This is a genomic window from Rhodoferax sp. GW821-FHT07F03 (assembly GCF_059418745.1).
Window position 1 is genome coordinate 309,680 of the sequence record NZ_JBWKQM010000006.1, and the last position, 23,723, is coordinate 333,402.

27 protein-coding genes and 3 tRNA genes are annotated in these 23,723 nt (G+C 62.1%); 14 read left to right on the plus strand and 16 right to left on the minus strand.

What is annotated here, in order from left to right; genetic code table 11:
• Positions 1-53 precede the first annotated feature (53 nt).
• The 5 genes from AC07R0_RS11385 (at position 54) to hemP (ending at position 2,581) form a co-directional block, all read left to right on the plus strand.
• Complete coding sequence (locus AC07R0_RS11385) at positions 54-299, plus strand: (2Fe-2S)-binding protein (protein WP_495075319.1); 246 nt, start codon at positions 54-56, stop codon at positions 297-299.
• Positions 300-415: 116 nt separating this feature from the next.
• Positions 416-1,108 carry an energy transducer TonB gene (locus AC07R0_RS11390; protein WP_495104900.1) on the plus strand — a complete coding sequence of 231 codons (693 nt, stop codon included), beginning with the start codon at positions 416-418 and terminating at the stop codon, positions 1,106-1,108.
• Between the two features lie 24 nt (positions 1,109-1,132).
• Entirely contained in the window at positions 1,133-1,849 is a 717-nt protein-coding gene (locus AC07R0_RS11395; protein ID WP_495075317.1) for a MotA/TolQ/ExbB proton channel family protein, read from the plus strand.
• Between the two features lie 2 nt (positions 1,850-1,851).
• Positions 1,852-2,265 (plus strand): ExbD/TolR family protein, encoded by a 414-nt coding sequence (locus tag AC07R0_RS11400; protein WP_495075316.1) that lies wholly within the window; start codon positions 1,852-1,854, stop codon positions 2,263-2,265.
• A gap of 91 nt (positions 2,266-2,356) precedes the next feature.
• A complete protein-coding gene (hemP, locus tag AC07R0_RS11405) occupies positions 2,357-2,581 on the plus strand; it encodes a hemin uptake protein HemP (protein ID WP_495097450.1) in 225 nt (74 codons plus the stop codon).
• Positions 2,582-2,767: 186 nt separating this feature from the next.
• Here the strand turns inward: hemP and choX are convergent, their stop codons facing one another.
• Positions 2,768-3,685 (minus strand): choline ABC transporter substrate-binding protein, encoded by a 918-nt coding sequence (gene choX, locus AC07R0_RS11410; protein ID WP_495104925.1) that lies wholly within the window; start codon positions 3,683-3,685, stop codon positions 2,768-2,770.
• A 48-nt stretch (positions 3,686-3,733) separates the two neighbouring features.
• Positions 3,734-5,329: a choline-sulfatase gene (gene betC / locus AC07R0_RS11415; protein WP_495104901.1), complete on the minus strand. Its 1,596-nt coding sequence runs from the start codon at positions 5,327-5,329 to the stop codon at positions 3,734-3,736.
• 103 nt (positions 5,330-5,432) lie between these two features.
• Here betC and AC07R0_RS11420 point away from each other — a divergent pair, with 103 nt between their 5' ends.
• Positions 5,433-6,365, plus strand: coding sequence for a choline sulfate utilization transcriptional regulator (locus AC07R0_RS11420; RefSeq protein WP_495104902.1), 933 nt, complete (start codon positions 5,433-5,435; stop codon positions 6,363-6,365).
• A gap of 56 nt (positions 6,366-6,421) precedes the next feature.
• Here AC07R0_RS11420 and AC07R0_RS11425 read toward each other — a convergent pair whose 3' ends face one another.
• A complete protein-coding gene (locus AC07R0_RS11425; RefSeq protein ID WP_495075312.1) occupies positions 6,422-6,829 on the minus strand; it encodes a GlcG/HbpS family heme-binding protein in 408 nt (135 codons plus the stop codon).
• 182 nt (positions 6,830-7,011) lie between these two features.
• Here AC07R0_RS11425 and AC07R0_RS11430 point away from each other — a divergent pair, with 182 nt between their 5' ends.
• Positions 7,012-7,716, plus strand: a complete 705-nt coding sequence (locus AC07R0_RS11430) for a Bax inhibitor-1/YccA family protein (protein WP_495075311.1) — start codon at positions 7,012-7,014, stop codon at positions 7,714-7,716.
• A 125-nt stretch (positions 7,717-7,841) separates the two neighbouring features.
• Positions 7,842-8,219, plus strand: a complete 378-nt coding sequence (locus AC07R0_RS11435) for a hypothetical protein (protein ID WP_495075310.1) — start codon at positions 7,842-7,844, stop codon at positions 8,217-8,219.
• A 12-nt stretch (positions 8,220-8,231) separates the two neighbouring features.
• On the opposite strand, the gene rlmD is transcribed toward AC07R0_RS11435, so the two are convergent.
• From rlmD to folC, 9 genes are all read right to left on the minus strand, one after another.
• Positions 8,232-9,635: a 23S rRNA (uracil(1939)-C(5))-methyltransferase RlmD gene (gene rlmD, locus AC07R0_RS11440; protein ID WP_495104903.1), complete on the minus strand. Its 1,404-nt coding sequence runs from the start codon at positions 9,633-9,635 to the stop codon at positions 8,232-8,234.
• Positions 9,636-9,718: 83 nt separating this feature from the next.
• Positions 9,719-9,795: transfer RNA gene (locus AC07R0_RS11445), tRNA-Asp, on the minus strand.
• A 57-nt stretch (positions 9,796-9,852) separates the two neighbouring features.
• Positions 9,853-9,928 (minus strand) — tRNA-Glu (locus tag AC07R0_RS11450).
• A 62-nt stretch (positions 9,929-9,990) separates the two neighbouring features.
• Positions 9,991-10,066 (minus strand) — tRNA-Ala (locus tag AC07R0_RS11455).
• A 76-nt stretch (positions 10,067-10,142) separates the two neighbouring features.
• Positions 10,143-11,531, minus strand: a complete 1,389-nt coding sequence (gene gltX, locus AC07R0_RS11460; protein WP_495104904.1) for a glutamate--tRNA ligase — start codon at positions 11,529-11,531, stop codon at positions 10,143-10,145.
• Between the two features lie 12 nt (positions 11,532-11,543).
• Entirely contained in the window at positions 11,544-13,070 is a 1,527-nt protein-coding gene (gene purF, locus AC07R0_RS11465; RefSeq protein ID WP_495097445.1) for an amidophosphoribosyltransferase, read from the minus strand.
• A gap of 28 nt (positions 13,071-13,098) precedes the next feature.
• Positions 13,099-13,584, minus strand: coding sequence for a CvpA family protein (locus AC07R0_RS11470; protein ID WP_495097444.1), 486 nt, complete (start codon positions 13,582-13,584; stop codon positions 13,099-13,101).
• Between the two features lie 12 nt (positions 13,585-13,596).
• Positions 13,597-14,400 (minus strand): SPOR domain-containing protein, encoded by an 804-nt coding sequence (locus AC07R0_RS11475; protein ID WP_495104905.1) that lies wholly within the window; start codon positions 14,398-14,400, stop codon positions 13,597-13,599.
• An 11-nt stretch (positions 14,401-14,411) separates the two neighbouring features.
• A complete protein-coding gene (gene folC / locus AC07R0_RS11480) occupies positions 14,412-15,701 on the minus strand; it encodes a bifunctional tetrahydrofolate synthase/dihydrofolate synthase (protein ID WP_495104906.1) in 1,290 nt (429 codons plus the stop codon).
• 221 nt (positions 15,702-15,922) lie between these two features.
• Here folC and AC07R0_RS11485 point away from each other — a divergent pair, with 221 nt between their 5' ends.
• Both AC07R0_RS11485 and ppnP read left to right on the plus strand, forming a co-directional pair.
• The gene (locus AC07R0_RS11485; protein ID WP_495104907.1) at positions 15,923-16,270 is read left to right on the plus strand and encodes an arsenate reductase; all 348 of its coding nucleotides are present in this window, start codon (positions 15,923-15,925) and stop codon (positions 16,268-16,270) included.
• Positions 16,271-16,396: 126 nt separating this feature from the next.
• The gene (gene ppnP, locus AC07R0_RS11490; RefSeq protein ID WP_490592364.1) at positions 16,397-16,714 is read left to right on the plus strand and encodes a pyrimidine/purine nucleoside phosphorylase; all 318 of its coding nucleotides are present in this window, start codon (positions 16,397-16,399) and stop codon (positions 16,712-16,714) included.
• A 156-nt stretch (positions 16,715-16,870) separates the two neighbouring features.
• Here the strand turns inward: ppnP and murB are convergent, their stop codons facing one another.
• On the minus strand, positions 16,871-17,911 hold the full coding sequence (gene murB / locus AC07R0_RS11495) for a UDP-N-acetylmuramate dehydrogenase (RefSeq protein ID WP_495104908.1): 1,041 nt from the start codon (positions 17,909-17,911) through the stop codon (positions 16,871-16,873).
• A gap of 63 nt (positions 17,912-17,974) precedes the next feature.
• Here murB and AC07R0_RS11500 point away from each other — a divergent pair, with 63 nt between their 5' ends.
• From AC07R0_RS11500 to AC07R0_RS11510, 3 genes are read left to right on the plus strand one after another with little or no spacing between them, the layout of a single operon-like run.
• Positions 17,975-18,460, plus strand: a complete 486-nt coding sequence (locus AC07R0_RS11500) for a YajQ family cyclic di-GMP-binding protein (RefSeq protein WP_495075301.1) — start codon at positions 17,975-17,977, stop codon at positions 18,458-18,460.
• Entirely contained in the window at positions 18,460-19,110 is a 651-nt protein-coding gene (locus AC07R0_RS11505; RefSeq protein WP_495104909.1) for a retropepsin-like aspartic protease family protein, read from the plus strand. The genes AC07R0_RS11500 and AC07R0_RS11505 overlap by 1 nt, the downstream gene beginning before the upstream one ends.
• A 44-nt stretch (positions 19,111-19,154) precedes the next feature.
• Positions 19,155-20,147 carry an HD-GYP domain-containing protein gene (locus AC07R0_RS11510; protein WP_495097439.1) on the plus strand — a complete coding sequence of 331 codons (993 nt, stop codon included), beginning with the start codon at positions 19,155-19,157 and terminating at the stop codon, positions 20,145-20,147.
• Here AC07R0_RS11510 and plsY read toward each other — a convergent pair.
• From plsY to AC07R0_RS11525, 3 genes are all read right to left on the minus strand, one after another.
• Positions 20,144-20,791 carry a glycerol-3-phosphate 1-O-acyltransferase PlsY gene (gene plsY, locus AC07R0_RS11515; RefSeq protein ID WP_495104910.1) on the minus strand — a complete coding sequence of 216 codons (648 nt, stop codon included), beginning with the start codon at positions 20,789-20,791 and terminating at the stop codon, positions 20,144-20,146. The two genes, AC07R0_RS11510 and plsY, sit on opposite strands and share 4 nt — an antisense overlap.
• A 37-nt stretch (positions 20,792-20,828) precedes the next feature.
• On the minus strand, positions 20,829-21,320 hold the full coding sequence (locus AC07R0_RS11520; protein WP_495104911.1) for an aminoacyl-tRNA deacylase: 492 nt from the start codon (positions 21,318-21,320) through the stop codon (positions 20,829-20,831).
• Positions 21,321-21,531: 211 nt separating this feature from the next.
• Positions 21,532-22,593 carry an aldo/keto reductase gene (locus AC07R0_RS11525; RefSeq protein ID WP_495104912.1) on the minus strand — a complete coding sequence of 354 codons (1,062 nt, stop codon included), beginning with the start codon at positions 22,591-22,593 and terminating at the stop codon, positions 21,532-21,534.
• Positions 22,594-22,714: 121 nt separating this feature from the next.
• On the opposite strand from AC07R0_RS11525, the gene AC07R0_RS11530 reads away from it, so the two are divergent.
• Complete coding sequence (locus AC07R0_RS11530) at positions 22,715-23,629, plus strand: alpha/beta fold hydrolase (protein ID WP_495104913.1); 915 nt, start codon at positions 22,715-22,717, stop codon at positions 23,627-23,629.
• Positions 23,630-23,723: the final 94 nt, after the last annotated feature.

The window sequence follows — 23,723 nt, forward strand, 5'->3', positions numbered from 1 at the left end:
AATTCGTGTTTATACTTACGCATCTTTCACCGCCAGCCAATTTGCTTGCCGCCATGATCGTCTGTGTATGCCAACGAGTATCTGACCGCGATATTGCCCGCCATGTGCGTGCAGGCATGTGCTTTAGCGATATCCAGCTGGAACTGGGTGTCGCCACCCAGTGCGGCCAATGCGAAGGTTGTGCCCGGGACATCGTGGCGCAGTGCAGCGCCTCGCAACCCGTCGCAGCCATCCAGCTCGCCACATCCATTTTGGAGAGCAAGGCATGGAACTCCTCGGCACGCTTGGCGGCAGCCTGATCCTGGTACTGGGCTCGGCCTGGTGGATCTTTCATAAATAACTGGTGGGCCGCCCCGGCGTGCAGCGCCGCTTCCATTCTTTGGCCCCCTAGGCTCTCTCAGGCGCTATCCCACGTATGCAAAGCACTGCCTCCCTGCCTTCCGTCGCCCCGCGCCTCAGCCGCAATGCCGTCATCGTGAGCAGCGTGTTGGCTTTCCACGTGGTGGCCCTGTGGGCCTTGCAAAGCGGCCTGGTCCGCAAGGCCGTTGACGTCATCGTGCCGGTGGAAATGCTCAGCGAATTCATCGAGCCGCCCCAGCCCAAGCCCGCACCACCGGTACCGCCCACGCCGGTCAAGCAACCGGTGGTCAAAACCAAAGCCCCGGTGCTGCCGCCCGCGCCGCAGCCCCTGGCGATTGCCGACCCCACACCCTCCCCCAATGCCCCCACTGGCGTGACCACGCCCCAGCCGCCTGCGCCGCCGATCGCGGCGCCGGTTGCCGTGGCCCCGCCCGCCCCGCCTGCTGCGCCACCGGCCCCGCCCAAGGTGGAGCTGCCGTCCAGCGACGCCAACTATCTGAACAACCCCAAGCCACGCTATCCCGTCATCAGCAAGCGGCTGGGGGAACAAGGCACGTCCATCTACACCGTGATGATCGGCGCAGACGGCTTGCCGACCAGCGCGACCTTGTTGAAGTCCAGCGGTTACGACCGTCTGGACCAGGCGGCCTACACCGCCGTGATGTCCTGGCGCTACGTGCCGGGCAAGCGCAACGGTGTGCCCACAGCCATGGCCTACAACGCGCCCGTGAACTGGGTTCTTGAATAGTTTTTTTCTTATCTGGAGTATTGAATGGAATCGCAATTCGGCATCGCCAACGTCTGGACCCAGGGCGACTTTGTCACCAAGACCGTGGCCATCATCTTGTTGGCCATGTCGCTGACCTCGTGGATCGTCATCCTGGTCAAGGCCCTGGACATTTTCAAGTTCAAGAAGCTGGCTGGCGGCGCCGCTGACTTCTGGCACAGCGAAGACTTCGCCACCGGCCTGAAGAAGCTGGGCGATGACCAGAGCAACCCCTTTCTGCAAATCGCCCTGGAAGGCCGCGAAGCCACCGCCCACCACCGCAACACCAAGGCCCATCTGCATGACAGCCTGGATGTGAGCGACTGGGTCACGCGCTGCCTGCGCAACAACATCGACGAGTTCACCGCCAAGCTGCAGGCGGGCCTGGCCATCCTGGCGTCCGTCGGTTCCACCGCGCCATTCATCGGCTTGTTCGGCACGGTCTGGGGCATTTACCACGCGCTGCTGAGCATCGGCATGTCCGGCCAATCGACCATCGACAAGGTGGCCGGCCCCATTGGTGAAGCGCTGATCATGACCGCCCTGGGCCTGGCCGTGGCCATTCCGGCTGTGCTGGGCTACAACGCCCTGGTGCGCGGCAACAAGTCCATCCTGATCAAACTGAACAGCTTTGCCCACGACCTGCACGCCTTCTTCGTCACCGGCGCCCGTGTGGCCAGCGGCAACGCAGCCAATGTCGTGCCCATGAAGAAAGGGAACTGAGCATGGCCTTCGGTACCCAGGACGAACCCGATGAGGTAATGAACGAAATCAACATGACGCCCCTGGTGGACGTGATGTTGGTGCTGTTGATCATCTTCATCATCACCATTCCGGTAATGAAGCATTCGGTCAATGTGGATCTGCCACGCGCGACCAACCAGGTAGAGGACGCCAAGCCCGCCACCATCCGCCTGAGCGTGGATGCGCAGGGCGACTACTACTGGAATGAAAACAAGGTCGCCGAGACCGATCTGGTACCCATGCTGCAGGCCGAGGCGGTGAAAGAGCCCCAGCCCGAGCTGCATATCCGTGGCGACAAGAACGTGCGCTACGAACGCGTGGCCCAGGCCATGGCGGCGGCCCAGCAAAGCGGCATCAAGAAGATCGGCTTCATCACCGAACCCAAGGCCCCTTGATAAATAAGTCTTTACAGGGACTTGCGGATTAATTGAGAATGGTTATCATTAACCAATCGCAAGTTCAGCACCATTCTTTCAGGAGCATCCTATGTACGCCAACCTAGCCGCCCGCCCCCAGTTCAATCCCGCATCGGGAGAGAACGCCAATGGCGCGTTCCAAGGCATGTTGGTGGACGGGGTTGCTGCCACCAAGACCCTGGCCCTGGAAAGCCGTGACCTGCTGCGCGGCCACAAGGCGGTGGAGATCATGCACAACGGCGCGGTCTACCGCCTGCACAACACCAAGCAAGGCAAGCTGATACTGACCAAGTAAGCCCGTCATTTCACCGCTGCCCCTGCGCCCGCAGAGGCGGCATTTGTTTCATCGTGGGGCGACTCCCAGGGCTTCAGCACGAAGTCTGCAAGGGTCGTTTTTTGCTAGCCAACGGAGAGCGGCCCCGGCCACTTTTCGACTAGCCATGCTTTTTTTCCCACACGGCCACAGCACTTAGCCCAACACTCAGTTCTGAGCCAGCACCTTCTTGACCGCCGCCAGGCCATCATCGCCGCCATAGGTCTTCACCCCGGCGAGCCAGGCCTCCAGCATCTTGGGGTTGGCTTTGAGTTGGCGCATACCGGCCGCCTTGGCATCGATCTTTTGGTCCAGCACATCGGTGATGGCTTTGTTCTCCAGGTCCACCGTGAACTCCAGCTGGCTGAACAAGCGCGCCACATTCGGGCACTGGCTTGCATAGCCTTTGCGCGACACGGTGTTGACCGTGGCGCTGCCGTAGTTGGGGCCAAAGTAGTCCTTGTCGCCGTCCAGGTAGCTGATCTGGAACTTGGTGTTCATCTGGTGCGGCTCCCAGGCCAGGAAGACGATCCAGTCTTTGCCCTTTTCCTTGCGCGCCACCTGGCTGAGCATGCTTTGCTCACTCGACTCGACCAGAGTCCAGCCGTCCAGGCCATAACTCTTGGCCTCGATCATCTTCTTGATGTTCTGGTTAGCAGGCGAACCCGACTCGATGCCGTAGATCTTGTGGTCGAACTTGTCGGCGTATTTCGCCAGATCGGCAAAGCTTTTCACACCGCCATCTGCCACATAGCCGGGCACGGCCAGCGTGAACTTGGCGCCGGGCAGATTGGCATGCAGCACCTCCATCGCACCCTCTTTCAAGATGGGCTCGACCAGCCCTTTTTGCGCCGGCATCCAGTTGCCGAGGAAGACGTCGATCTGCTCCTTCTTCACACCCACATAGGTGATGGGCACCGACAGCGATGCCACCTTCTGCTCATAGCCCAGGGCGTTGAGCAAGATGCCCGCCACGGCGTTGGTGGCGGTGATGTCCGTCCAGCCGGGGTCGGCCATGCGTACCTGCCTGCAAGCCTCGGGCTCGGCTGCGCTGGCACTGTGGCCCATCAGCAAAGCCCCGGCCATCACACTGGCTGCCGCCAGCAAAACACGTTCACGTCCCATGGTGCACTCCTAGCTTACAAGTTGGATGCCAGCGGCATCGGGTTTAACAATGGGTTTCACCACCGGCTTCACAACTGGATAGCGAGCCCGTGCTTCCAGCGTGTCCAGGTCGATGTGGTTGCGCATATAGCGTTGGCTGGCAGCCTGGTAGGGCTGGTGATCCCAGGCCTGGCGCACGCCCTGGCTCTGGGCTGCGAAGTGGAAGCGGCGCCGGCGCTGGCTGGCCACCACGGCGGCACGCAGGCCTGGCATGTCCCAGCGTGCGACCACCTCGCTGCGGAAGGCCTGTAGGCGGGCCGTGTGCGTGGGGTCACCGGCCAAGTTAGCCAGGTTGTGCCGCTCGTCCGGGTCGGCCACCAGGTCGTACAGCTGGTCCGGGTCAGCGGGTGAATACACAAACTTGTAGCGGCCCCGGCGCAGCATCACCAGCGGCGCCACCGCCCCTTCACCCAGGTATTCACCCACCACCTCGTCATGCCCCTCCTGACCCAGCAGATGCGGCCACAGGCTGCGCCCATCGATGGCCTCCGGGTAGGCTGGGGTCTCGCCAGCACAGGCCAGATCCACCAGAGTCGGCAGTATGTCCACCAGCGACACCGACGCCGCCACCCGGTGCGGCGCAAAGCGCGCGGGCGCGTGCACGATCAGCGGCACGCGGCAGGCGTTTTCAAAGAAGTTCATCTTGTACCAAAGCCCGCGCTCGCCCAGCATATCGCCATGGTCGGACAACAGCAGGATGATGGTGTTGTCGGCCTGGCCGGTCTGCTCCAGCGTGCGCAAAATCTTGCCGACCTGCTCGTCCACGTACGACACCGCGCCGTAATAGGCGTGGCGCGCATTGCGCGTCTGCTGGTCAGAGATGGGCGTGCTATCCATGTCGCTTACATGGCGCAGGCGCTCGCTGTGCGGGTCCAGCGGCACCTCGTCAGGCCCCACGCGCGGCATGTCAATATCTTCGTCGCGGTACAGGTCCCAATAGGCTTTAGGAATGGCGTAGGGGTCGTGCGGGTGCGTCATCGACACCAGCATGCAAAACGGCCGGGCATCGTCGTCGCGCACGATGTCGAACAGCTTCTGTTGCGCCAGAAACACCACCTCTTCGTCGAAGTCCAGTTGGTTGCTGCGGATGCAGGTGCCGGCATCCAGCACCGAGCCCATGTTGTGGTACCAGCTGGGTCGGACCTCCGGCTGGTCCCAGTCGGGCGTCCAGCCGAAGTCGGCCGGGTAGATGTCGGTGGTCAGGCGCTCTTCAAAACCGTGCAGTTGGTCGGCGCCACAGAAATGCATCTTGCCCGACAAGATAGTGCGGTAGCCTGCATGGCGCAGATAGTGGCCAAAGGTCAGCACCTCGGACGGCAGCTCGGCCGAGTTGTCGTAGGCGCCAATGGCCGAGGGCAGCTTGCCGGCCATGAACACATAGCGCGACGGCGCGCACAGCGGGCTATTGGTATAGGCCGCGTCAAACACCACGCCGGCCTTGGCCAGCGCGTCGATATGCGGGGTCTTGCTGACCTTGTTGCCATAGGCGGCCAAGGCCGACGGCGTGAGCTGGTCGGCCATCAGTATCAGAATATTCGGCTTGCGGCTGTGCGCGGGTGCATCCATTGGCTCGTCCCAACATAATATGGATTTATGTAAAAATCCAGTTTATGCAGGCAGAATCTGCGCGTGAAGACTGAGATTTCTTATGCACGCATAAGCCACAGCTATGTCAAACCCGAAACGCCTGCCGCCGCTGCACAGCCTGGTCTACTTTGAGGCTGCGGTGCGCCACCTGAGCTTTACCGCCGCGGCCCAAGAGCTGGGTACCAGCCAGCCCGCAGTTAGCCAGCGCATCGGCCTGCTGGAGGAGGACTTGGGCGTGCCGCTGTTCAAGCGCGAGCACCGTGGCGTGTCACTAACAGCCGACGGCGCCCAGCTATTCAGCGCGGTGCGCGAAAGCCTAGCCGGCATAGGCGACGCAGCGGCCAAGATCCGCGCACGGCGCAGCCGCCAGGTGCTGACCGTGGCCACCGATTTCGGCTTTGCCACCTACTGGCTGATGCCCCGGCTGGCTGCGCTGCAGGCCCTGGTGCCGAATCTGGACGTGCGCATCGTCACCACCCAAAACGCCTTCGACATCCGGGGTGAGCCGGTGGACATTGCCATCGCCTTCGGTGCCGGCCAGTGGCCGGGCTGCACGGCACAGCGTCTGTTTCCAGAGATTGTGTTGCCCGTCTGCAGCCCGCGCTTTCTGGCGCAATATGAGCTGCAAGGCAGCGCGTCAGAACTGGTCCACCTGCCCTTGCTGCACCTGGAAAGCACCGAACCCCAGCGCTGGCTAGGCTGGGACAGCTGGCTGGCCCTGCATAGCCTGGCCAGCACAGGTGAAAACCGTGACCTGACGCTGAACAACTACCCGCTGGTCATCCAGGCCGCCACCGCCGGCCAAGGCGTGGCGCTGGGCTGGGTACCGCTGGTGGACGACCTTGTGCGCAGCGGCCAGCTGGTGCCAGCCTGCCAGCCGCCCAGCCGTACCGGCAACGGGTATTTTCTGGTGGAACCCCAGGCGCCCCGCTCCGCGCAAACCTTGCAGCGCTTCCGAGAGTGGATCGTGGGGGAATGCGAACAGGCTTTGGCCGCCAGCCCGTTCTACAAATGAAAAGAGCTGCTGGCGCAGAGAACACCTGCGCTAGCAGCTCCTAAAAAGAGAGCAAATTACAGACCGATGGCGGCGATGCCGGCCTTGGCAATCTGCGCGTCTTCGGACGATTTCACGCCGCTGACACCCACCGCGCCCAGGCAGAAGCCGTCCTTCAGGATAGGTACGCCGCCTTCCAGCAGGCCCTTGACATCCGGCGCGCTCAGGAACGAGGTACGGCCATTGTTGATGATGTCTTCGTACACCTTGGATTCCTTGCGCGACAAGGCAGCCGTGTGGGCCTTGGCCGGCGCGATGTGGGCGCTCAAGGCGGGGGCACCGTCCAGGCGCTGCAGATGCAGCAGGTGGCCGCCTTCGTCCACGATGGCGATGGTCACGGCCCATTGGTTTTTCAGTGCTTCGGCTTCGGCAGCGGCAGCAATGGCTTTGACATCGGCGAATTCGAGTACGGATTTTGTTTTCATGGCTACGTCCCTGAAAGTGGATAAAAGGTAGAAGCATAACGGCTGCGCCCCAGCCTCCAAGGGGGCCAGGCAGTGCATATGGGGTATCCCCACGCAAAATAGGGCATGCAAAATTCGGTCCCAGTCTTGAATCGGCCTAGAATTTCCCCATCTGCTATTGCAGCCTTCAAGGAGCTTCCACTATGAATGACCGTTTTACGAGTTTTGGCGTGGGCCAGACCATCAACAGCTATGGCGTGTCGCAACAGGAACGCAACCGCGTCATGCGCAACACCTACTGGCTGCTGGCCCTGAGCCTGGTACCCACCGTGCTGGGCGCCTGGCTGGGTGTGGCCACGGGCATCACCCAAGCGCTGACCGGCGGCCTGGGCCTGATCGTCTTCATGGGCGGCGCCTTCGGCTTCATGTATGCCATTGAGAAGACCAAGAACTCGGCCACCGGCGTACCCGTGTTGTTGGGTTTCACCTTCTTCATGGGTCTGATGCTGTCGCGCATGATCGCCATGGTGCTGGGCTTCAAGAACGGGCCTGACCTGATCATGACCGCCTTTGGCGGCACGGCCGGTGTGTTTCTGGTGATGGCCAGCGTGGCCACCGTCATCAAGCGCGACCTGTCGGGCATGGGCAAATGGCTGTTTGTCGGCATGCTGGTACTGCTGGTGGGCGGCATCATCAACATCTTTGTGGGCTCCACGGCCGGCATGATGGCCTTGTCGGTCGCGTCCATCGGCATCTTCAGCGCCTACATGCTGTATGACCTGAAGCAGATCATCGACGGCGGTGAAACCAACTACATCAGCGCCACACTGGCCCTGTACCTCGACCTGTTCAACATCTTCCAAAGCCTGCTGGCTTTGCTGGGCATCATGGGCGGCGAGCGCGACTGAGCGCCGGGCCAGCCCCCCTCAAAAGGCCCTCCGGGGCCTTTTTCTTTGGTCTCTCAGGAAACTTCCGCTCAATACCAGACCCAAAAAGCCGATAACCACAGTATCTTTTCTGAAATTTAGGCCCCATGCCAAGCCGCCATCTTCTCGCCAGTTGCGTAGTCCTGCTGTTAGCCGGCTGCGAGATCCCAGGGATCTATCCAGACCCCAAGGTGGTCCAACGCGAGGCCGATGCCAAGGCCACGGGTGGCGCCTGCCGCCACGCGCTGCGCGGCATCGAAGATTGCTACACACTCAATCCCAAAGCCCAGCGGTCTCTGGTTTTCGCAGGTTGGAAAGAGATGGACGCCTATATGCGCGAGAACAAGATCGAGGGCACGCCCTCGGTGGTCAAGATTCCCGCTGAAGGCGAGCAGCCCGTAGCGGACCAGGCCGTCGCAACCACCAAGGAAAAGCCCACCTCGGACGCCAAGGAAGCGCGCGGCACCAAAGCCAAGGCCTCCTAGCCCCGCTTGACTTTAGCCTTCCAGCTCGAAGACCGCCATGCTTTCGACGTGGGCGGTATGCGGGAACATATTCACCATCCCCGCCGAAACACAGCGGTAACCCGCCTGGTGCACCAGCACATCGGCATCGCGCGCTAGGGTAGCTGGGTTGCAGCTCACATAGACGATACGGCGCGGCGGCGTCCAGCCCCGGCGCAATGCCGGCGTCTGGTGCAGTTCCGCCAGGGCTTGCACCAGGGCAAACGCGCCCTCGCGCGGCGGATCGACCAGCCATTTGTCGGCACTGCCGTCAGCGGTCAACACATCGGGCGTCATCTCGAACAAGTTGCGCGCTACAAACTTAGTAGCAGCTAGTGCAGAACCTGCCTGCGCTGAGGTCTTATTTGTCTTATAGTTTTCACGCGAACGTGCGACCAGGGCCTCGCTACCCTCGATGCCCAGTACCTCGCCCGCCTGGGTCGCAAGCGGCAGGGTGAAGTTACCCAAGCCGCAGAACCAGTCGATCACCCGTTCGTTCTTTTGCACATCCAGCAAGCGCAGCGCCCGCACCACCAGAACGCGGTTGATGTGCGGATTCACCTGGGTGAAATCGGTGGGCTTGAACGGCATCGTGATGCCGAACTCGGGCAAGGCATACGACAACTGCTCGCCGCCCTCTTCCAGCAAATGGATGCTGTCCGGTCCCTTGGGTTGCAACCACCATTGCACCTGGTGCGCCGCGCCAAAAGTTCGCAGTTTGGCCAGATCGGCCTGGCTCAAAGCCTCCATATGACGCAATACCAGGGCCGTCACGGCGTCGCCGCAGGCCAGCTCGATCTGCGGCAGGGTTTCCCGCGCTTCCATGGAGCCAATCAAGGCACGCAAGGGCAGCAACAAGTCGCTCACATGCGGAGGCAGCACTTTGCACTCACGCATATTGGCCACATAGCCGCTCTTGCGCTCATGGAAACCGACCAGTACTTCGCCTTTTTTGCGCACAAAACGCACCGACAGGCGCGCGCGGTAGCGGTAACCCCAAGATGGCCCCTCAATGGGACGCAAAATATTCTCGGGTTTGACCTTTCCCAGGTGCCAAAGATTGTCTTCCAGGACCCGCTGCTTGATGGCGACCTGGGCTCCAACGTGCAAATGCTGCATCTTGCAACCACCACAAGCCCCTTCGTGCAAACCAAAATGCGGGCAACCGGGCTGCACCCGCTGCGAAGACGCGCGGTGTATGGCTCCGACAGTAGCCTGCTCGAAAGTCGCTTTCTTGCGGTTGATATTCGCAGTGACCACCTCAAACGGCAGCGCCCCCTTGATGAATACCACTTTGCCGTCCGGCTTGTGGGCAATGCCCTGGGCCTCGATATCCAGCGACTCCACCAGCAGGCTGTCTTCAGGATATTGGGGTGAGGATTGCGTCTGATCGGTCATGCTGCGTCCCTATGGCGCGAAAATAAAAAATCACAAAGCAAAAAGCCTTCTAATTCTGACGAACTAGAAGGCTTTTTCCATTTTGGCGGAGTGGACGGGACTCGAACCCGCGACCCCCGGCGTGACAGGCCGGTATTCTAACCAACTGAACTACCACTCCTGGTAGATAGCTTTCGGTACACAGCTCTTACGAGCAACACACCCAAGCGCTACAACTTGGCGACCCTACGGGGATTCGAACCCCGGTACCTACCGTGAAAGGGTAGTGTCCTAGGCCTCTAGACGATAGGGTCAAAACCTTGGAACAACGTTATCAAAAATAACTTCCACACTCAAAATTCTTCAAAAGATTTGGTGGTGGAGGTAAGCAGGATCGAACTGCTGACCTCTTGCATGCCATGCAAGCGCTCTCCCAGCTGAGCTATACCCCCGTAACCATCAACGCTGCTTTGCCTTGTAAGCTCTGCTTTGTTGTAACCTTCCAAGCCTCAAATTATAGCGTGCAATTTAGGACTTTTGCAAGCACCGCAAAATATTTTCGCGAGAACTTAAAAAAAGCACTGCGTCCAAGGACGGCGTCTGCGCCGTCCCCATGACCAATACGCGCACTGGCATTGCCAACTGCGGCATTTTAATGCCCTGCGCAACCAGCACTTCTTTGATGGCTGCGGCTATGGAAGGCTTGTCCCAGGTGCAGCTTGCCAGCTTGTCACGTAGCAACGCCAGTGCGGGCTGGATGGCAGGCGTCACATGTTGCGCCAGCTCTTCGGCCTGGGGCGCTACCTCTGTATAGAACTTGGCCGCCCAGTCGGCCAACACCACGGTGGTGTCGCAACGGTCTTTGAACAAGCCACAAATTGCCGGCAGACGCTCGTCGGTCGTGATACCACGTGCCAGCAAATGGGCGGCCACCAGCGGTGCCAGTGCATCATCGACCATGGCCTTCAGATGCTGGGCGTTCACCCAACGCAATTTGGCTTCGTCGAACTGCGCGGCGCTCTTGCCCAGATGGTCCAGGTTGAACCACTGCAGGAATTGTTCACGGCTAAAGATTTCGTCGTCGCCATGGCTCCAGCCCAGGCGGGCCAGGTAGTTCACCATCGCGTCCGGCAAATAACCTTCGGCCGCATATTGCGTTACCGGCTTGGCGCCGTTGCGCTTGCTCATCTTCTCGCCCTGCTCGTTTAGCACGGTAGGCAGGTGGGCATACACCGGTGGCTCCTTGCCGAGCGCACGGAAGATATTGATTTGACGCGGCGTGTTGTTCACATGGTCGTCACCGCGGATGACATGGGTGATGTCCATGTCCAGATCGTCCACCACCACACAGAAGTTGTAGGTGGGAGTGCCGTCGGGGCGAGCAATCACCAGATCGTCCAACTCATCGTTGCTGATTTCAATACGGCCCTTGACCTTGTCTTCCCAGACCACCGCCCCGCCCTGCGGGTTCTTGAAACGCAGCACGGGCTGCACGCCGGCGGGGATTGCGGGCAAAGTCTTGCCCGGCTCGGGCCGCCAGGTGCCGTCATAGCGGGGCTTTTCCTTGGCCGCCATTTGCGCCTCGCGCAAGGCATCCAGTTCGGCGACAGACATGTAGCAGGGATAGACATGGCCGGCCGCCACCAAATCCGCCAATACCGCCTTGTAGCGGTCCATGCGCTGCATTTGGTAGAACGGACCTTCGTCATAGTCCAGGCCCAGCCAGTTCATGCCTTCAATGATGACGTCCACCGCCACCTGGCTGGAACGCTCCACATCGGTATCTTCAATACGCAGGACGAAGTCGCCGCCGGTAGCGCGGGCAAATGCCCAGGGATACAGGGCCGAACGGATATTGCCCAGGTGGATAAAGCCGGTGGGCGACGGCGCGAAACGGGTACGGGTCTTCTGTGTCATGGATATCAATGGTTACGCGTGTTCGGCGTTGGGTAAAGCCAGGCGGGAGTTATCGCCATCCGGGTCCTGTCCGCCCGGGCGACCCTCATTCAGGCGCTGGATATCGTCCGAGGTGATATCGCCTGTGACGTAAACGCCGTCAAAGCAAGAGGCATCAAAGCCGCTGATCTTGGTGTCCAGCGTATCAGTGTTGGTCGAGGCGGCCGCCCAGATCGCCCTCTTCATGCCTTCCACGTCCTGGTAAATCAGGGCGTCACAGCCAATCAGCTCGCGAACCTCTTCCACAGTGCGGCCATGGGCCACCAGCTCACTCTTGGTGGGCATGTCGATGCCGTAAACGTTGGGGAAGCGCACCGGCGGTGCAGCGCTGGCCATATAGACCTTGCGGGCGCCCGCATCACGGGCCATCTGCACGATTTCCTTGGACGTGGTGCCGCGCACGATGGAGTCATCCACCAGCAGCACATTGCGGCCCTTGAACTCGCTGGCGATGGCATTGAGCTTCTGACGCACCGACTTCTTGCGCACTTCGTGGCCGGGCATGATAAAGGTGCGACCCACATAGCGGTTCTTCACAAAACCTTCGCGGTACGGCAGTCCCAGCAGCTGCGCGAGTTGCATGGCGCTGGGACGGCTGGACTCGGGGATAGGGATCACTACGTCGATGTCTTGCGGCGGCACGGTGGAGATGACACGCTTGGCCAGGGTTTCGCCCAGGTTCAAACGCGCCTGGTAGACCGAGATGCCGTCCATCACCGAATCCGGCCGCGCCAGGTACACATATTCAAAGATGCAAGGATTCAGCGTAGGCGCATCGGCGCACTGCTGGTACTGCACATTGCCTTCCAGATCGACAAACACGGCTTCACCGGGTGCCAGATTGCGGTCCAGTGTGTGCAGTGTGCCTTCCAGGGCCACCGATTCGCTGGCCAGCATCACCGAGCCTGGCGCACGGCCAACGCACATGGGGCGGATGCCAAACGGATCGCGGAATGCCAGCACGCCATGGCCGGCAATCGACGCAATCACCGCGTAGGAGCCGCGCAGGCGGCGGTGCACATTGCGCACGGCGGCAAACACGTCCATGGGCGACAGAGGCAGGCCACGGGTGGACTTTTCAATTTCATGCGCCAGCACATTGAGCAGGACTTCTGAGTCGCTCTCGGTGTTGATATGGCGATGGTCGGTATTGAACAGCTCGGCCTTCAGCGCATGGGCATTGGTCAGGTTGCCGTTGTGCACCAGCACGATGCCGAAAGGCGCATTCACGTAGAAGGGCTGAGCCTCTTCCTCGCTATAGGCATTGCCGGCCGTGGGGTAACGCACTTGGCCCAAACCGCAATTGCCGGGCAAAGCGCGCATATTGCGGGTGCGGAACACATCCCGCACCATGCCCTTGGCCTTGTGCATGTAGAACTTGCGATCCAATTGCGTCACGATGCCCGCCGCATCCTGGCCCCGGTGCTGCAGCAGCAACAGAGCGTCGTAAATCAACTGGTTGACGGGGGCGTTGCTGACAACTCCAACGATTCCACACATGGTTTTGTTCCCTAGCGAATGACTTGCGTCACGGTAAAAATTTAGCGAAAGCTTCTGGCAATAGCGGCCGGGCGGTATGCAGCACCTCGGTCGCAATTGCAGCGCTGCGTGATTCCTGCCACCACAGCCCCCGGTGCAAACCGGTCAGATGGACCACCACTGCAGCGACCAATATCCACAATACGCCGCGCACCAGGCCAAAAATGGCGCCCAGTACACGGTCCACTGGCCGCAGGCCCACGGCCTGCACCAGACTTTTCAACAAACTTGCCAATAACCCGGCCGCGAACGCCGCAGCAACGAACACCAGCACAAACCCGGCGGCGAATCGCAGCGAGGCAGACGCCTGGCCCATGGGCAAATGCTGCGCCACATCGGCAGCAAACCACTGCGCCACCACAAAGGCCACAATCCAACCCAGCACCGACAACACTTCATACACCAGACCACGGACCGCTCCCAGCAACAGGGATGCGCACAGAATCGCCAGTACGATCCAGTCCAGCGTCGCCATACCGCCCGGCATTTACAAAGCCAGGATCGAGGCTGGCAGGGCCAGCGCCTTGATCTTGCTTGCGGCTTTGTCGGCCTCGGTCTTTTTGGTGAAGGGGCCGACGCGCACCCGGGTGCGCGGGCCGTCCTTGGTGTCCACCACCTGGGTATAGGTCTTCAGGCCGGCGTGTTCCAGTTTGACGCGGGCTTCGCGGGCCTTGTCGGCGTCGGCGAACGCGCCCACCTGCACAATGAAACGGCCATCACCAGCGTCCTGCAAGGATTTGCCTTCCAGCAGCGCCCGGGCCTTGGCGCTGTCGTCTTCCGACTTGTGCGCCGGCTTGGCTTCGGCCTTGGCTTCCACCACTTTGGGCTCGGGCTTAGCTTCTGGCTTGGGTTCGGGTTTGGCCACAGCCGGCTTTTCCGGCTTGGGCGCTGGCCGTGCGGCCACTACCTCTTCCTTGGGGTCCAGGCTGGACTCGGTAGAGACCTTGGGCTCTTTCACGGCCTTGGTTTCTTTGGACTCCTTCACGGCCTCCTTGACCACCGGCTCTTCGGTGGCGACCGGCTTGTCAACCTTGACCACGGCCTCGGCCCCGTCTATGGCCAGCGGTTTGAGCTTGGCCTTGTCGGGGATGTCGATGGGGATGTCTACCGAAATCGGGCGCGGCTGGGTGTCGAACAGCAGTGGGAAACCCACCACACCCACACCGACCAGCAGGGCCGCACCGATCAAACGGTGGCGGGCGCGGCGGCGCATGCCGTCGATGGTTTCAGCGGGGCCGGGCGACGGTTCGTCGTTTTTGGAGCCGCCTGAACGGAACTTGAAGAAAGCCATGCGGAGGAGAGTCAAGAGCCCATGTGTTTGGCGTGCAGCCGGGGAATACCGCCCTCAAGGACGCCACCGACCGTGTAAAACGAGCCAAAGACCACGATTCTATCAGCGGGGTCGGCGGCGGCGATGGCAGCCTGCAGCGCCTCCACCGGGCCAGCATGCACGGAACTGCTGGCATCCTGGCGGGTATTTTGGGCCTGCCACTGGCTTTGCAAGTGCTGCGCCGAGTCGGCTCGGGCGGTGGGCAGATCGGTGAAATACCAGCGGTCGATCAGCGGGCCAATGCGCGCCAGCATGGGCAGCAAATCCTTGTCGGCCATGGCGCCAAACACCGCGTGGGTCGTGGGGTAGAAGCCCATGGCGTCCAGGTTGGCGGTTAGCGCCGCCACGGCATGGGGGTTATGCGCCACGTCCAGCACCAGCGTGGGCTGGCCCGGCACGATCTGGAAGCGCCCCGGCAGCTCCACCATGGACAAGCCGGTGCGCACCGCCTGGGCCGTGACCGGCAGGCGCTCGCGCAGCGCCGTCAGCGCGGCCAGCACGCCCGAGGCATTCATCAACTGGTTGGCACCGCGCAGACCCGGGTAGCCCAGGCCGCTGTAGCGCCGCCCGCGGCCGGCCCAGCCCCACTGCTGCTTGTCGCCGGAGAAATTGAAATCCTCGCCAAAACGCCACAGGTCTGCACCGATGGACTTGGCGTGGTCCACCACGCTTTGCGGCGGCACCGGGTCGCTGACCACCACCGGCTTGCCGGCGCGCATGATGCCGGCCTTCTCTCGGCCTATGGTTTCGCGGTCATTGCCCAGGAATTCCATGTGGTCCAGATCCACGCTGGTGATCACGGCGCAGTCGGTATCGATGATGTTGACTGCGTCCAGGCGGCCGCCCAGGCCGACTTCCAGAATCACCGCGTCCAACTTGGCACTCGCCATCAACGCAAAAATGGCCAAGGTGGTGAACTCAAAATATGTCAGAGAAATATCACCTCTAGCGCCCTCCACACTTGCGAAGTGCGCTACAAAATCAGAAGCTTTTGCAATTTCACCACCGATACGGCAGCGTTCTTCAAAGTGCACCAAGTGTGGCGAGGTATAGACCCCGGTGCGGTAGCCAGACTGCAGCAGGATCGCCTCCAGCATGGCGCAGGTGGAGCCCTTGCCATTGGTACCCGCCACGGTAATGACCGGGCAATCAAAACGCAGGCCCATGCGCTCGGCAACGGTACGGACCCGGTCCAGGCCGAGCTCAATGGTGATGGGGTGTAGCCGTTCGCAGTGCGCCAGCCAGTCGTTCAAGGTTTGCATAAGAAGATTGTCTCACCCCCAGGCTGCGCTTCGCTCTCGCCCACCCCCTTGCAGGGGGCAACACCAGCAGCCTGGCAAAGCCAGTTCCGCAGTGTTTCTGGAAGGGGTATTTCTGCACAACTTATAGGTGTTTTAAGCCTCTTGCGCTTATACGGCATGCGCAAGCTGCTACCGAATACATAGCTTTCGGCGATGCTTCTACCCTCTGGAATAATCCGGCCATGATTACCATCTACGGCATCCCCAACTGCGACACGGTCAAAAAGGCCCGCGTCTGGCTCGACAACCACGCCCTGCCCTACACCTTCCATGACTTCAAGAAAGCCGGTGTGCCGGCCGACCGACTGGCCGCCTGGACCCAGGCCGTGGGCTGGGAAAAGGTCTTGAACCGCCAGGGCACGACCTGGCGCAAGCTGGACCCGGCGCTGCAGGCGTCGGTGGTCGACGCGGCCAGCGCCCAGGCGGTGATGCGCGAGCACGCGAGCACCATCAAGCGCCCGGTGGTGGAATGGGGCGACAGCACCACGGTGGGCTTCAGCGCCGACGCCTGGGCCGGCAAAGCCCCCTAAAAGCAGCGCCCGGCCGCCCTAGAATCAACGGGCGTGCCAGCCAAAATTTAAGCCAAATATGCCTCTCGCGCAGGTATTACCTGCGCGAGCAGCTATGAAATTGATAGTTAATCCAGGAAACCAAGCATGACCACCGCAAAGATCGACAACGTCAGCGTTACCACCCAAGCCAGCGTCTACTTCGACGGCAAGTGCATCAGCCACGGCATCACCTTTGCCGACGGCACCAAGAAAAGCGTGGGCGTGATCCTGCCAGCCACCCTGACCTTCAACACCGGCGCTCCCGAAATCATGGAAGGCGTGGGCGGCGAATGCGAATACCTGCTGACCGGCGCCACGGAATGGCTGAAGTCGGGTGCGGGCGAAAAGTTCAGCGTGCCCGGCAACAGCTCGTTCCAGATCCGCGTAACCGCCCCCTACCACTACATCTGCCATTTTGGTTGACCCCCCCCAGGCTACAGCGCTGCGCGTCTTGCGCCAACCCCACTCACATCGGTTTGAAAAACAGATGTGACACGCAGGGGGCAACACCTGCAGCCTGGCTAAGCCAGTTCTGCGGTGTTTCTGGAAGGGGCTTCGCTATGCTTGCCTAAGGTATAGCTAGACCACAACCGGCTCGGGCTCCAGTCGGATACCGAAGCGTTCGTAGACGCTGGTTTGTATAGCCTTGGCCAGGGTCATCACCTCGCCGCCGGTGACAGGGTTGTCGGTGCCGCCGCGGTTCACCAGTACCAGGGCCTGTTTCTCAAACACACCGGCGTTGCCCACGGTCTTGCCCTTCCAGCCGCAGGCGTCTATCAGCCAGCCGGCAGCCAGCTTCATCGTGCCGTTGGCCAGCTGGTAGTACACCACGCGCGGGTCGCGGGCGATGATGTCGGCGCATTGCTCGGCGCTGACGGTAGGGTTCTTGAAGAAGCTACCGGCATTGCCTATGACCTGCGGGTCGGGCAGCTTGGCACGGCGGATCTCGCAGATCCAGTCGAATATCTGGCGCGCCGCGGGCTGCTGGACGCCGGTGGCGGCCATTTTCTTTTCCAGATCCAGGTAGCCCAGCACTGGCTTCCAGTTCTTGGGCAGATGGAAACGCACGCGGGTGATCAGCGCCCGGCCCTCCAGACCCAGGCCGCCCTGGTGCTTGAAGACGGAGTCGCGGTAGCCGAACGCACACTGCGCGGCGTTCAGGCTGAAGCTGGCGCCGGTGGCCAGATCCACCGCATCCAGCGAATCAAAACGGTCTTGCAGTTCCACGCCGTAGGCGCCGATGTTCTGCACCGGGGACGCACCCACGGTGCCGGGGATGAGCGCCAGATTTTCCAGACCTGGGTAGCCCTGGTCCAGCGTCCAGGCCACGAAGTCGTGCCAGGCCTCGCCGGCGCCTGCCTCGACCACCCAGGCCTTGTCGCTCTCGGCCAGCAGGCGCTTGCCGCGTACCTCCACCTTCAACACCACCGGCTTGACGTCGCCGGTCAGCACGATATTGCTGCCGCCGCCCAGCACGAATTTAGGTTGCGCGGCCAGGGCGGCATCGGCCCGCAGCGCCTGCAGATCGGCTTCACTGGCCACGCGCACCAGGGTGTGGGCGCGGGCCACAATGCCAAAGCTGTTATAGCTGCGCAGGGGGACATTTTTCTCGATTAACATGGCTGGATTGTCCCACCGCGACCTGCTTTGCCGTGGCCGCACACCCGATTTAGAGAAAAAACCATGCCTTCATTCGACACCGTTTGTGAACCCGACTTGCCCAAAGTGCGCAACTCGGTAGACAACTCCGCCAAGGAAATCACCACCCGCTTCGACTTCAAGGGCACGTCTGCCAGCATCGAGCTGAAGGACAAGGAAATCACCATCATCGGTGACGCCGAATTCCAGCTCGACCAGATCATGGACGTGCTGACCAACAAGATGACCAAGCAAGGCGTGGACGTGAAGTTCCTGGACAAGGGCGACGTGCAGAAGATGGGCGGCGACAAGGTCAAGCAGGTCATCAAGGTGCGCAACGGTATCGAGACCGAAGTCGCCAAGAAGATCACCCGCGCCATCAAGGACAGCAAGCTCAAGGTCACCGCCGCCATCCAGGGCGACGCGGTGCGCATCACCGGCGCCAAGCGCGACGACCTGCAGGCCGCCATGGCGCTGATCCGCAAAGAGATCACCGACCTGCCGCTGAGCTTCAACAACCAGCGCGACTGATGTCTACCCGCTCGCGCCTGTGCCTGGTCGCGGTATCCGCCGGCCTGGCCTTGGGCGCCAGCAGCGCAGCGCAGGCCCAAAGCGTGGCCCTGGGCGGCATGCTGGGCGGTAAGGCGCTGCTGATGGTGGACGGCAAGCCCCCCAAAAGCGTGGCCCCTGGCGACACCTACATGGGCGTGAAAGTGGTGACCGTTTCTTCCGAAGAGGCCGTGGTGGACATCGCTGGCAAGCGCGCCCATCTGCGCATGGGCGAGTCACCGGTAAGCGTGGGCGAGCGCGGCGGCAAGAAGATCATGCTGACCGCCGACAGCCAGGGCCACTTCATAGGCGCAGGCAAGATCAACGGCCAGGCCATGCAATACCTGGTGGACACCGGTGCCACTGTAGTCAGCATGGGCGTGTCCGACGCCGAGCGCATGGGTGTCAATTACAAGAACGGCCAGCAGATCCGCATGAACACCGCCAACGGCCAGGTACCGGGCTGGAGCATCCGCCTGGCCTCCGTGCGTGTGGGCGATGTAGAGCTGACCGAGGTAGAAGCCGTAGTGACATCCGCCTCCATGCCCTATATATTGCTAGGCAACAGCTTTCTAACCCGCTTCCAGATGACCCGTACCAACGACCAGCTGGTGCTGGAAAGACGCTACTGAACCCACGCTACCGGTCTTCTCCTGGCCTCTTGTTTGTGACCTCCATGCCACCGCCCTCTACCGACGTGCCCCATCCCCAGGAGGCGGACTACGAAGACCTGCTGAGTCTGTGGGCCGACCTGCAGGCCGGCCTGTCCATGGTGCTGGCCCAGCCGCGCCATACCGCCGACCTGGCACGCAAAATCCGCCAGTACGACCTGTGGATGCAGAACCTGCTGCGGCAGGACACCGACACCGGCCTGTACCTGCTGTTCCAGCTGGCCACCAATTCGGCCGTCGGCTACAGCGCCCTGCACGCCCTGGTGTGCGCTGTGCTGTGCCATGTCACAGCCGAAGAGCTCAAGCTGAAGCCCGTTGAACGCGACAGCCTGGTGCGCGCAGCCATGACCATGAACATCGGCATGACCACGCTGCAAGACACCCTGGCCCTGCAGACCAACAAGCCCAGCGACGCCCAGCAAGCACTGATACGCGGCCACGCCAGCGCCAGCGCCACCCTGCTGCGCGCCATGGGCGTGAGCGACTACCTGTGGCTGGACATTGTGATCAACCACCACGGCCCGGCCACCAGCAAGGCCGAATTCCAGCAGCTGGAACCCGTCTACCGGCTGACCCATATCCTGGGCGTAGTGGACCGCTATGCGGCCATGGTCAGCCCGCGCAAATCACGGACAGGCCGCAGCATGGCGGAAACCGTGCGCTCCATGCTGGCCAATGTGCAGGTCCGCAACGACCCGGTGGGTGCAGCCCTGATCCGGGCCATAGGCCAGTGCCCGCCCGGCACCTTTGTGGCCATGGACAACGGCGATACGGCCCTGGTCCTGCGCCGCAGCGCCACAGCCAACCAGCCCCTGGTGGCCACGCTGCTCAACGCAAAAAACCAGCCCTTCATACCACCGCGCCTGCACCGCACGTCCACCAGTGCGCCCAAGGTGCAATCCGCACTGCCGGCCAATACCGTGAAGACTCGCATCAACCACCAGCGCCTGCTGCGCCAGGGCATTCAGGCGGACCGTGGTGGCCCCCAGCTGGATTAGCCCAACTTAGCCGGCTTCTTCTTGCCCTGACCCAGGCGCGATTCCTTGCCCTGCAGCAAGCGAACTATGTTCTCGCGGTGGCGCAGCACCAGCAGCGCCGCCATCACGCATAGCGACACCAGAATGCTGGCCTCGGTGTACCAGAAGCCACCACTGCCCAGCACGTAGAACACCGGTGCCAACAAGGCTGCCGTCAACGAGGCCAGGGACGAGAAGCGGAACGCATATGCCATAAACACCCAGGTCAGCATGGCCGCCAGCCCCAGCGCCCAGTGCACGCCCAGCAATACACCCAGCGCCGTCGCAACGCCCTTGCCGCCCACAAAGCGGAAGAACACCGGGAACAAGTGGCCCAGAAACGCCGCCAGCCCCACCAGCGCGATGCTGCCGTCCTCCAGCCCCCAACGCGGGCCGTACCAGGTGACCAGGGCGACCGGCAACCAGCCCTTCACGCCGTCCAGCAACAGGGTGGCGATGGCGGCCTTTTTACTGCCCGAACGCAGCACGTTGGTGGCACCGGGGTTTTTGCTGCCAAAGGTGCGCGGATCGCTCAAACCCATGGCGCGGCTGACGATGACCGCGAACGACAAAGAACCCAGCAGATATGCGGCCAGGGTGGCGAGAAGGGGGTAAAACTTTTCCAAGAGGGGTCTCCAAACTTGGACGCATTTTGCCAGCCGTCTATAAAGGGATTGCGCAGTTCACCGGTTTCGCGTCCAGCAGCTGCACGCAGACCTGCGGGTCCAGCCCGATCAGGTAGCCGCGCCGCCCGCCGTTGATGGCGATGCGCGGCAGCTCCAGGATCGCCGCCTCGATGTATACGGGCATGGCTTTGCGCGTGGCGAACGGCGAGGTACCGCCCACCAGGTAGCCGCTGTGCCGGTTCGCCACCTCGGGCTTGCACGGCGCCACCGACTTGCAGCCAATCTGCCGCGCCAGGTTCTTGGTGGACACCGCACGGTTGCCGTGCATCAGCACGATCAGCGGCTTGGCCCGCTCGTCCTCCATCACCAGGGTCTTGACCACGCTGAACGGGTCCAGCCCCAGCACCTCGGCACTGTGCTGCGCTCCGCCATGCTCCAGGTATTCGTATGGATGCTCGGTAAACGCCACCTTGTGCGCCCGCAGCAGCTGCGTTGCCGGTGTTTCGGAAATATGCTCGTGTTTGGCCATGGCCAGAAATTTATAAGAAATAAGCCCCTAGCGCAGAAGATACCTGCGCAAGCAGCTATTTAAAACATAGCAAGCAAAGAGCCACCCCAAATGCCGATTGACGCCCCTGCCCCTTCCAAGGAACCCGCGGGACCGGCTCCGCCGGCCCGCTGGGTTCGCCCCCTGCAAGGGGGGTTGGCGGAAACGCGCAGCGTGGAGCCTGGGGGTGAGCCTATTGCGCAGGGTCGCGCAACTCCCAGCGGATCTTGTCCACCTCGGCCAGCACTTCGGGCGTCAGCTTGGTACCCCAGGCAGCCACGCATTCGTCCAGCTGCGCCAGCGAGGTCACGCCGATGATGGTGCTGGCCACCTGCCACTTGGTGTAGCAGAAAGCCAGGGCCAGCTGCGTAGGCGTCAGGCCATGGGCGCGGGCCAGGGCGTTATAGCGGCGCGCAGCGGCCAGCGACTCGGCGCGGCCCCAACGCTGCTTGCGCATCGATTCAAACTTGGCCATGCGGCCCTCGGGTGCACCCGGCCCGGTGGTACCGGACGCGTCGTACTTGCCGGTCAGCAGGCCAAAGCCCAGCGGCGAATAGGCCAACAGGGACACACCCAGGCGGTACATGGTCTCGTCCAGGCCGTTCTCCACCGTACGGTTGATCAGGCAATACGGGTTCTGCACCGTGGCCACGCGCGGCAGGCCGTGCAGGTCGGCCAGGCGGGCAAACTCGTGCACGCCGTACGGGGTTTCATTGGACAGGCCCACTGCACGCACCTTGCCCTGCTTGACCAGGGTGGCCAAAGCCTCCAACTGCTCTTGGATGGAAGCCACCGGCAGGTCTTTTTCGGGGTCAAAGTACACGCCGCCAAAGGCCGGCACATGGCGCGCCGGCCAGTGGATCTGGTACAGGTCGATCACATCGGTGCGCAGGCGGTGCAGACTGCCGTGGCAGGCGTCGATGATCTCACCACGCGTCAGGTCGGCGCTGCCGTTACGCACCCAGGGCATGCCGCGCGAGGGGCCGGCCACCTTGGTGGCCAGCACCACCTTCTGGCGCAGACCGGGGTGCTGGGCAAACCAGTGGCCGATGATGGTCTCGGTAGCGCCATAGGTTTCGGCACGGGCCGGCACCGAATACATCTCGGCCGTGTCGATAAAGTTGATGCCGTGCTCCAGCGCACGGTCCAGGATGGCGTGGGCATCGGCCTCGGCCACCTGCTCTCCAAAGGTCATGGTGCCCAGGCAGATGGGGGTCACTTGCAGGTCACTCTGACCCAGTTGTACTTTTTTCATGGTTGCGGGTTCCCAAAATCCCCAAAAAAATGGCGGTGCGCCCCTCAAATGCAGGAGGCACCGCTTGTTTTGGCATCCTACCGCAAGGCGCCAGAACACGTGCTGCCGCTACCATGAGACCATGTACGCCCCGCAACGCATTTCCCGCAGCCACTGGCTACCTATCCGCACCCTGCGCTACCACGTGCGCGAATGGGGCCAGCCCGTGCCCGACCAGCCGCCGCTGGTGCTGCTGCACGGCTGGATGGACGTAGCCGCCAGCTTTCAGTTCATGCTGGACGCTTGTGTCGAGGACCGCCACACCATCGCCCCCGACTGGCGCGGTTTTGGCCAGACCGACAGCGGCGGCGCCGACAGCTTCTGGTTTCCCGACTACCTGGCCGACCTGGAGCTGCTGCTGGACCACTACGCCCCCGGCCAGGCGGTGGACCTAGTGGGCCACAGCATGGGCGGCAACATCGCCATGATGTACGCCGGCGTGCGGCCCGAACGTATCCGCCGCCTGGTGAATCTGGAGGGCTTTGGCATGCCGGCCACCCGCGCGGCCCAGGCCCCGGGCCAGTTCGCCCGCTGGATCGACGACCTGAAGGGTCTACACCGCGGGGATGTGCAGTTGAAAACCTATGCCGACCTGGGCGGCGTGGCCCAGCGCCTGATGAAGACCAACCGCCGCCTGCAGCAGGACCAGGCCGACTGGCTGGCCCAGCACTGGGCCCAGCCCACCACCCAGCCCGACGGCAGCAGCGCCTGGCAGATCCTGGGCGAGGCGGCGCACAAACTGCGCAGCGCCCAGCTTTACCGGGTGGACGAGACGCTGGCCCTGTACCAGCGCATCACCGCGCCCACGCTGTCCATCGAGGCCTCCGACGACAGCCTGGCGCAGTGGAGCCAGGGCCGCTACACGCGGGAAGAATTCCACCAGCGCCTGCAGTCGGTGCCCAATGTCCGCGTGGCCGTAGTACAGGATGCCGGCCACATGCTGCACCACGACCAGCCCCAGCAGTTGGCACGGCTGGTGGAAGATTTTTTCGCCTGAAATCCAGGACTTTCAGGGCTCTAGCGCTTATGGATACAACGCAAGAAGCTCTTAATTTCATAGCAAACCAGGCGATGGCGTGCCCCGGGGTTCT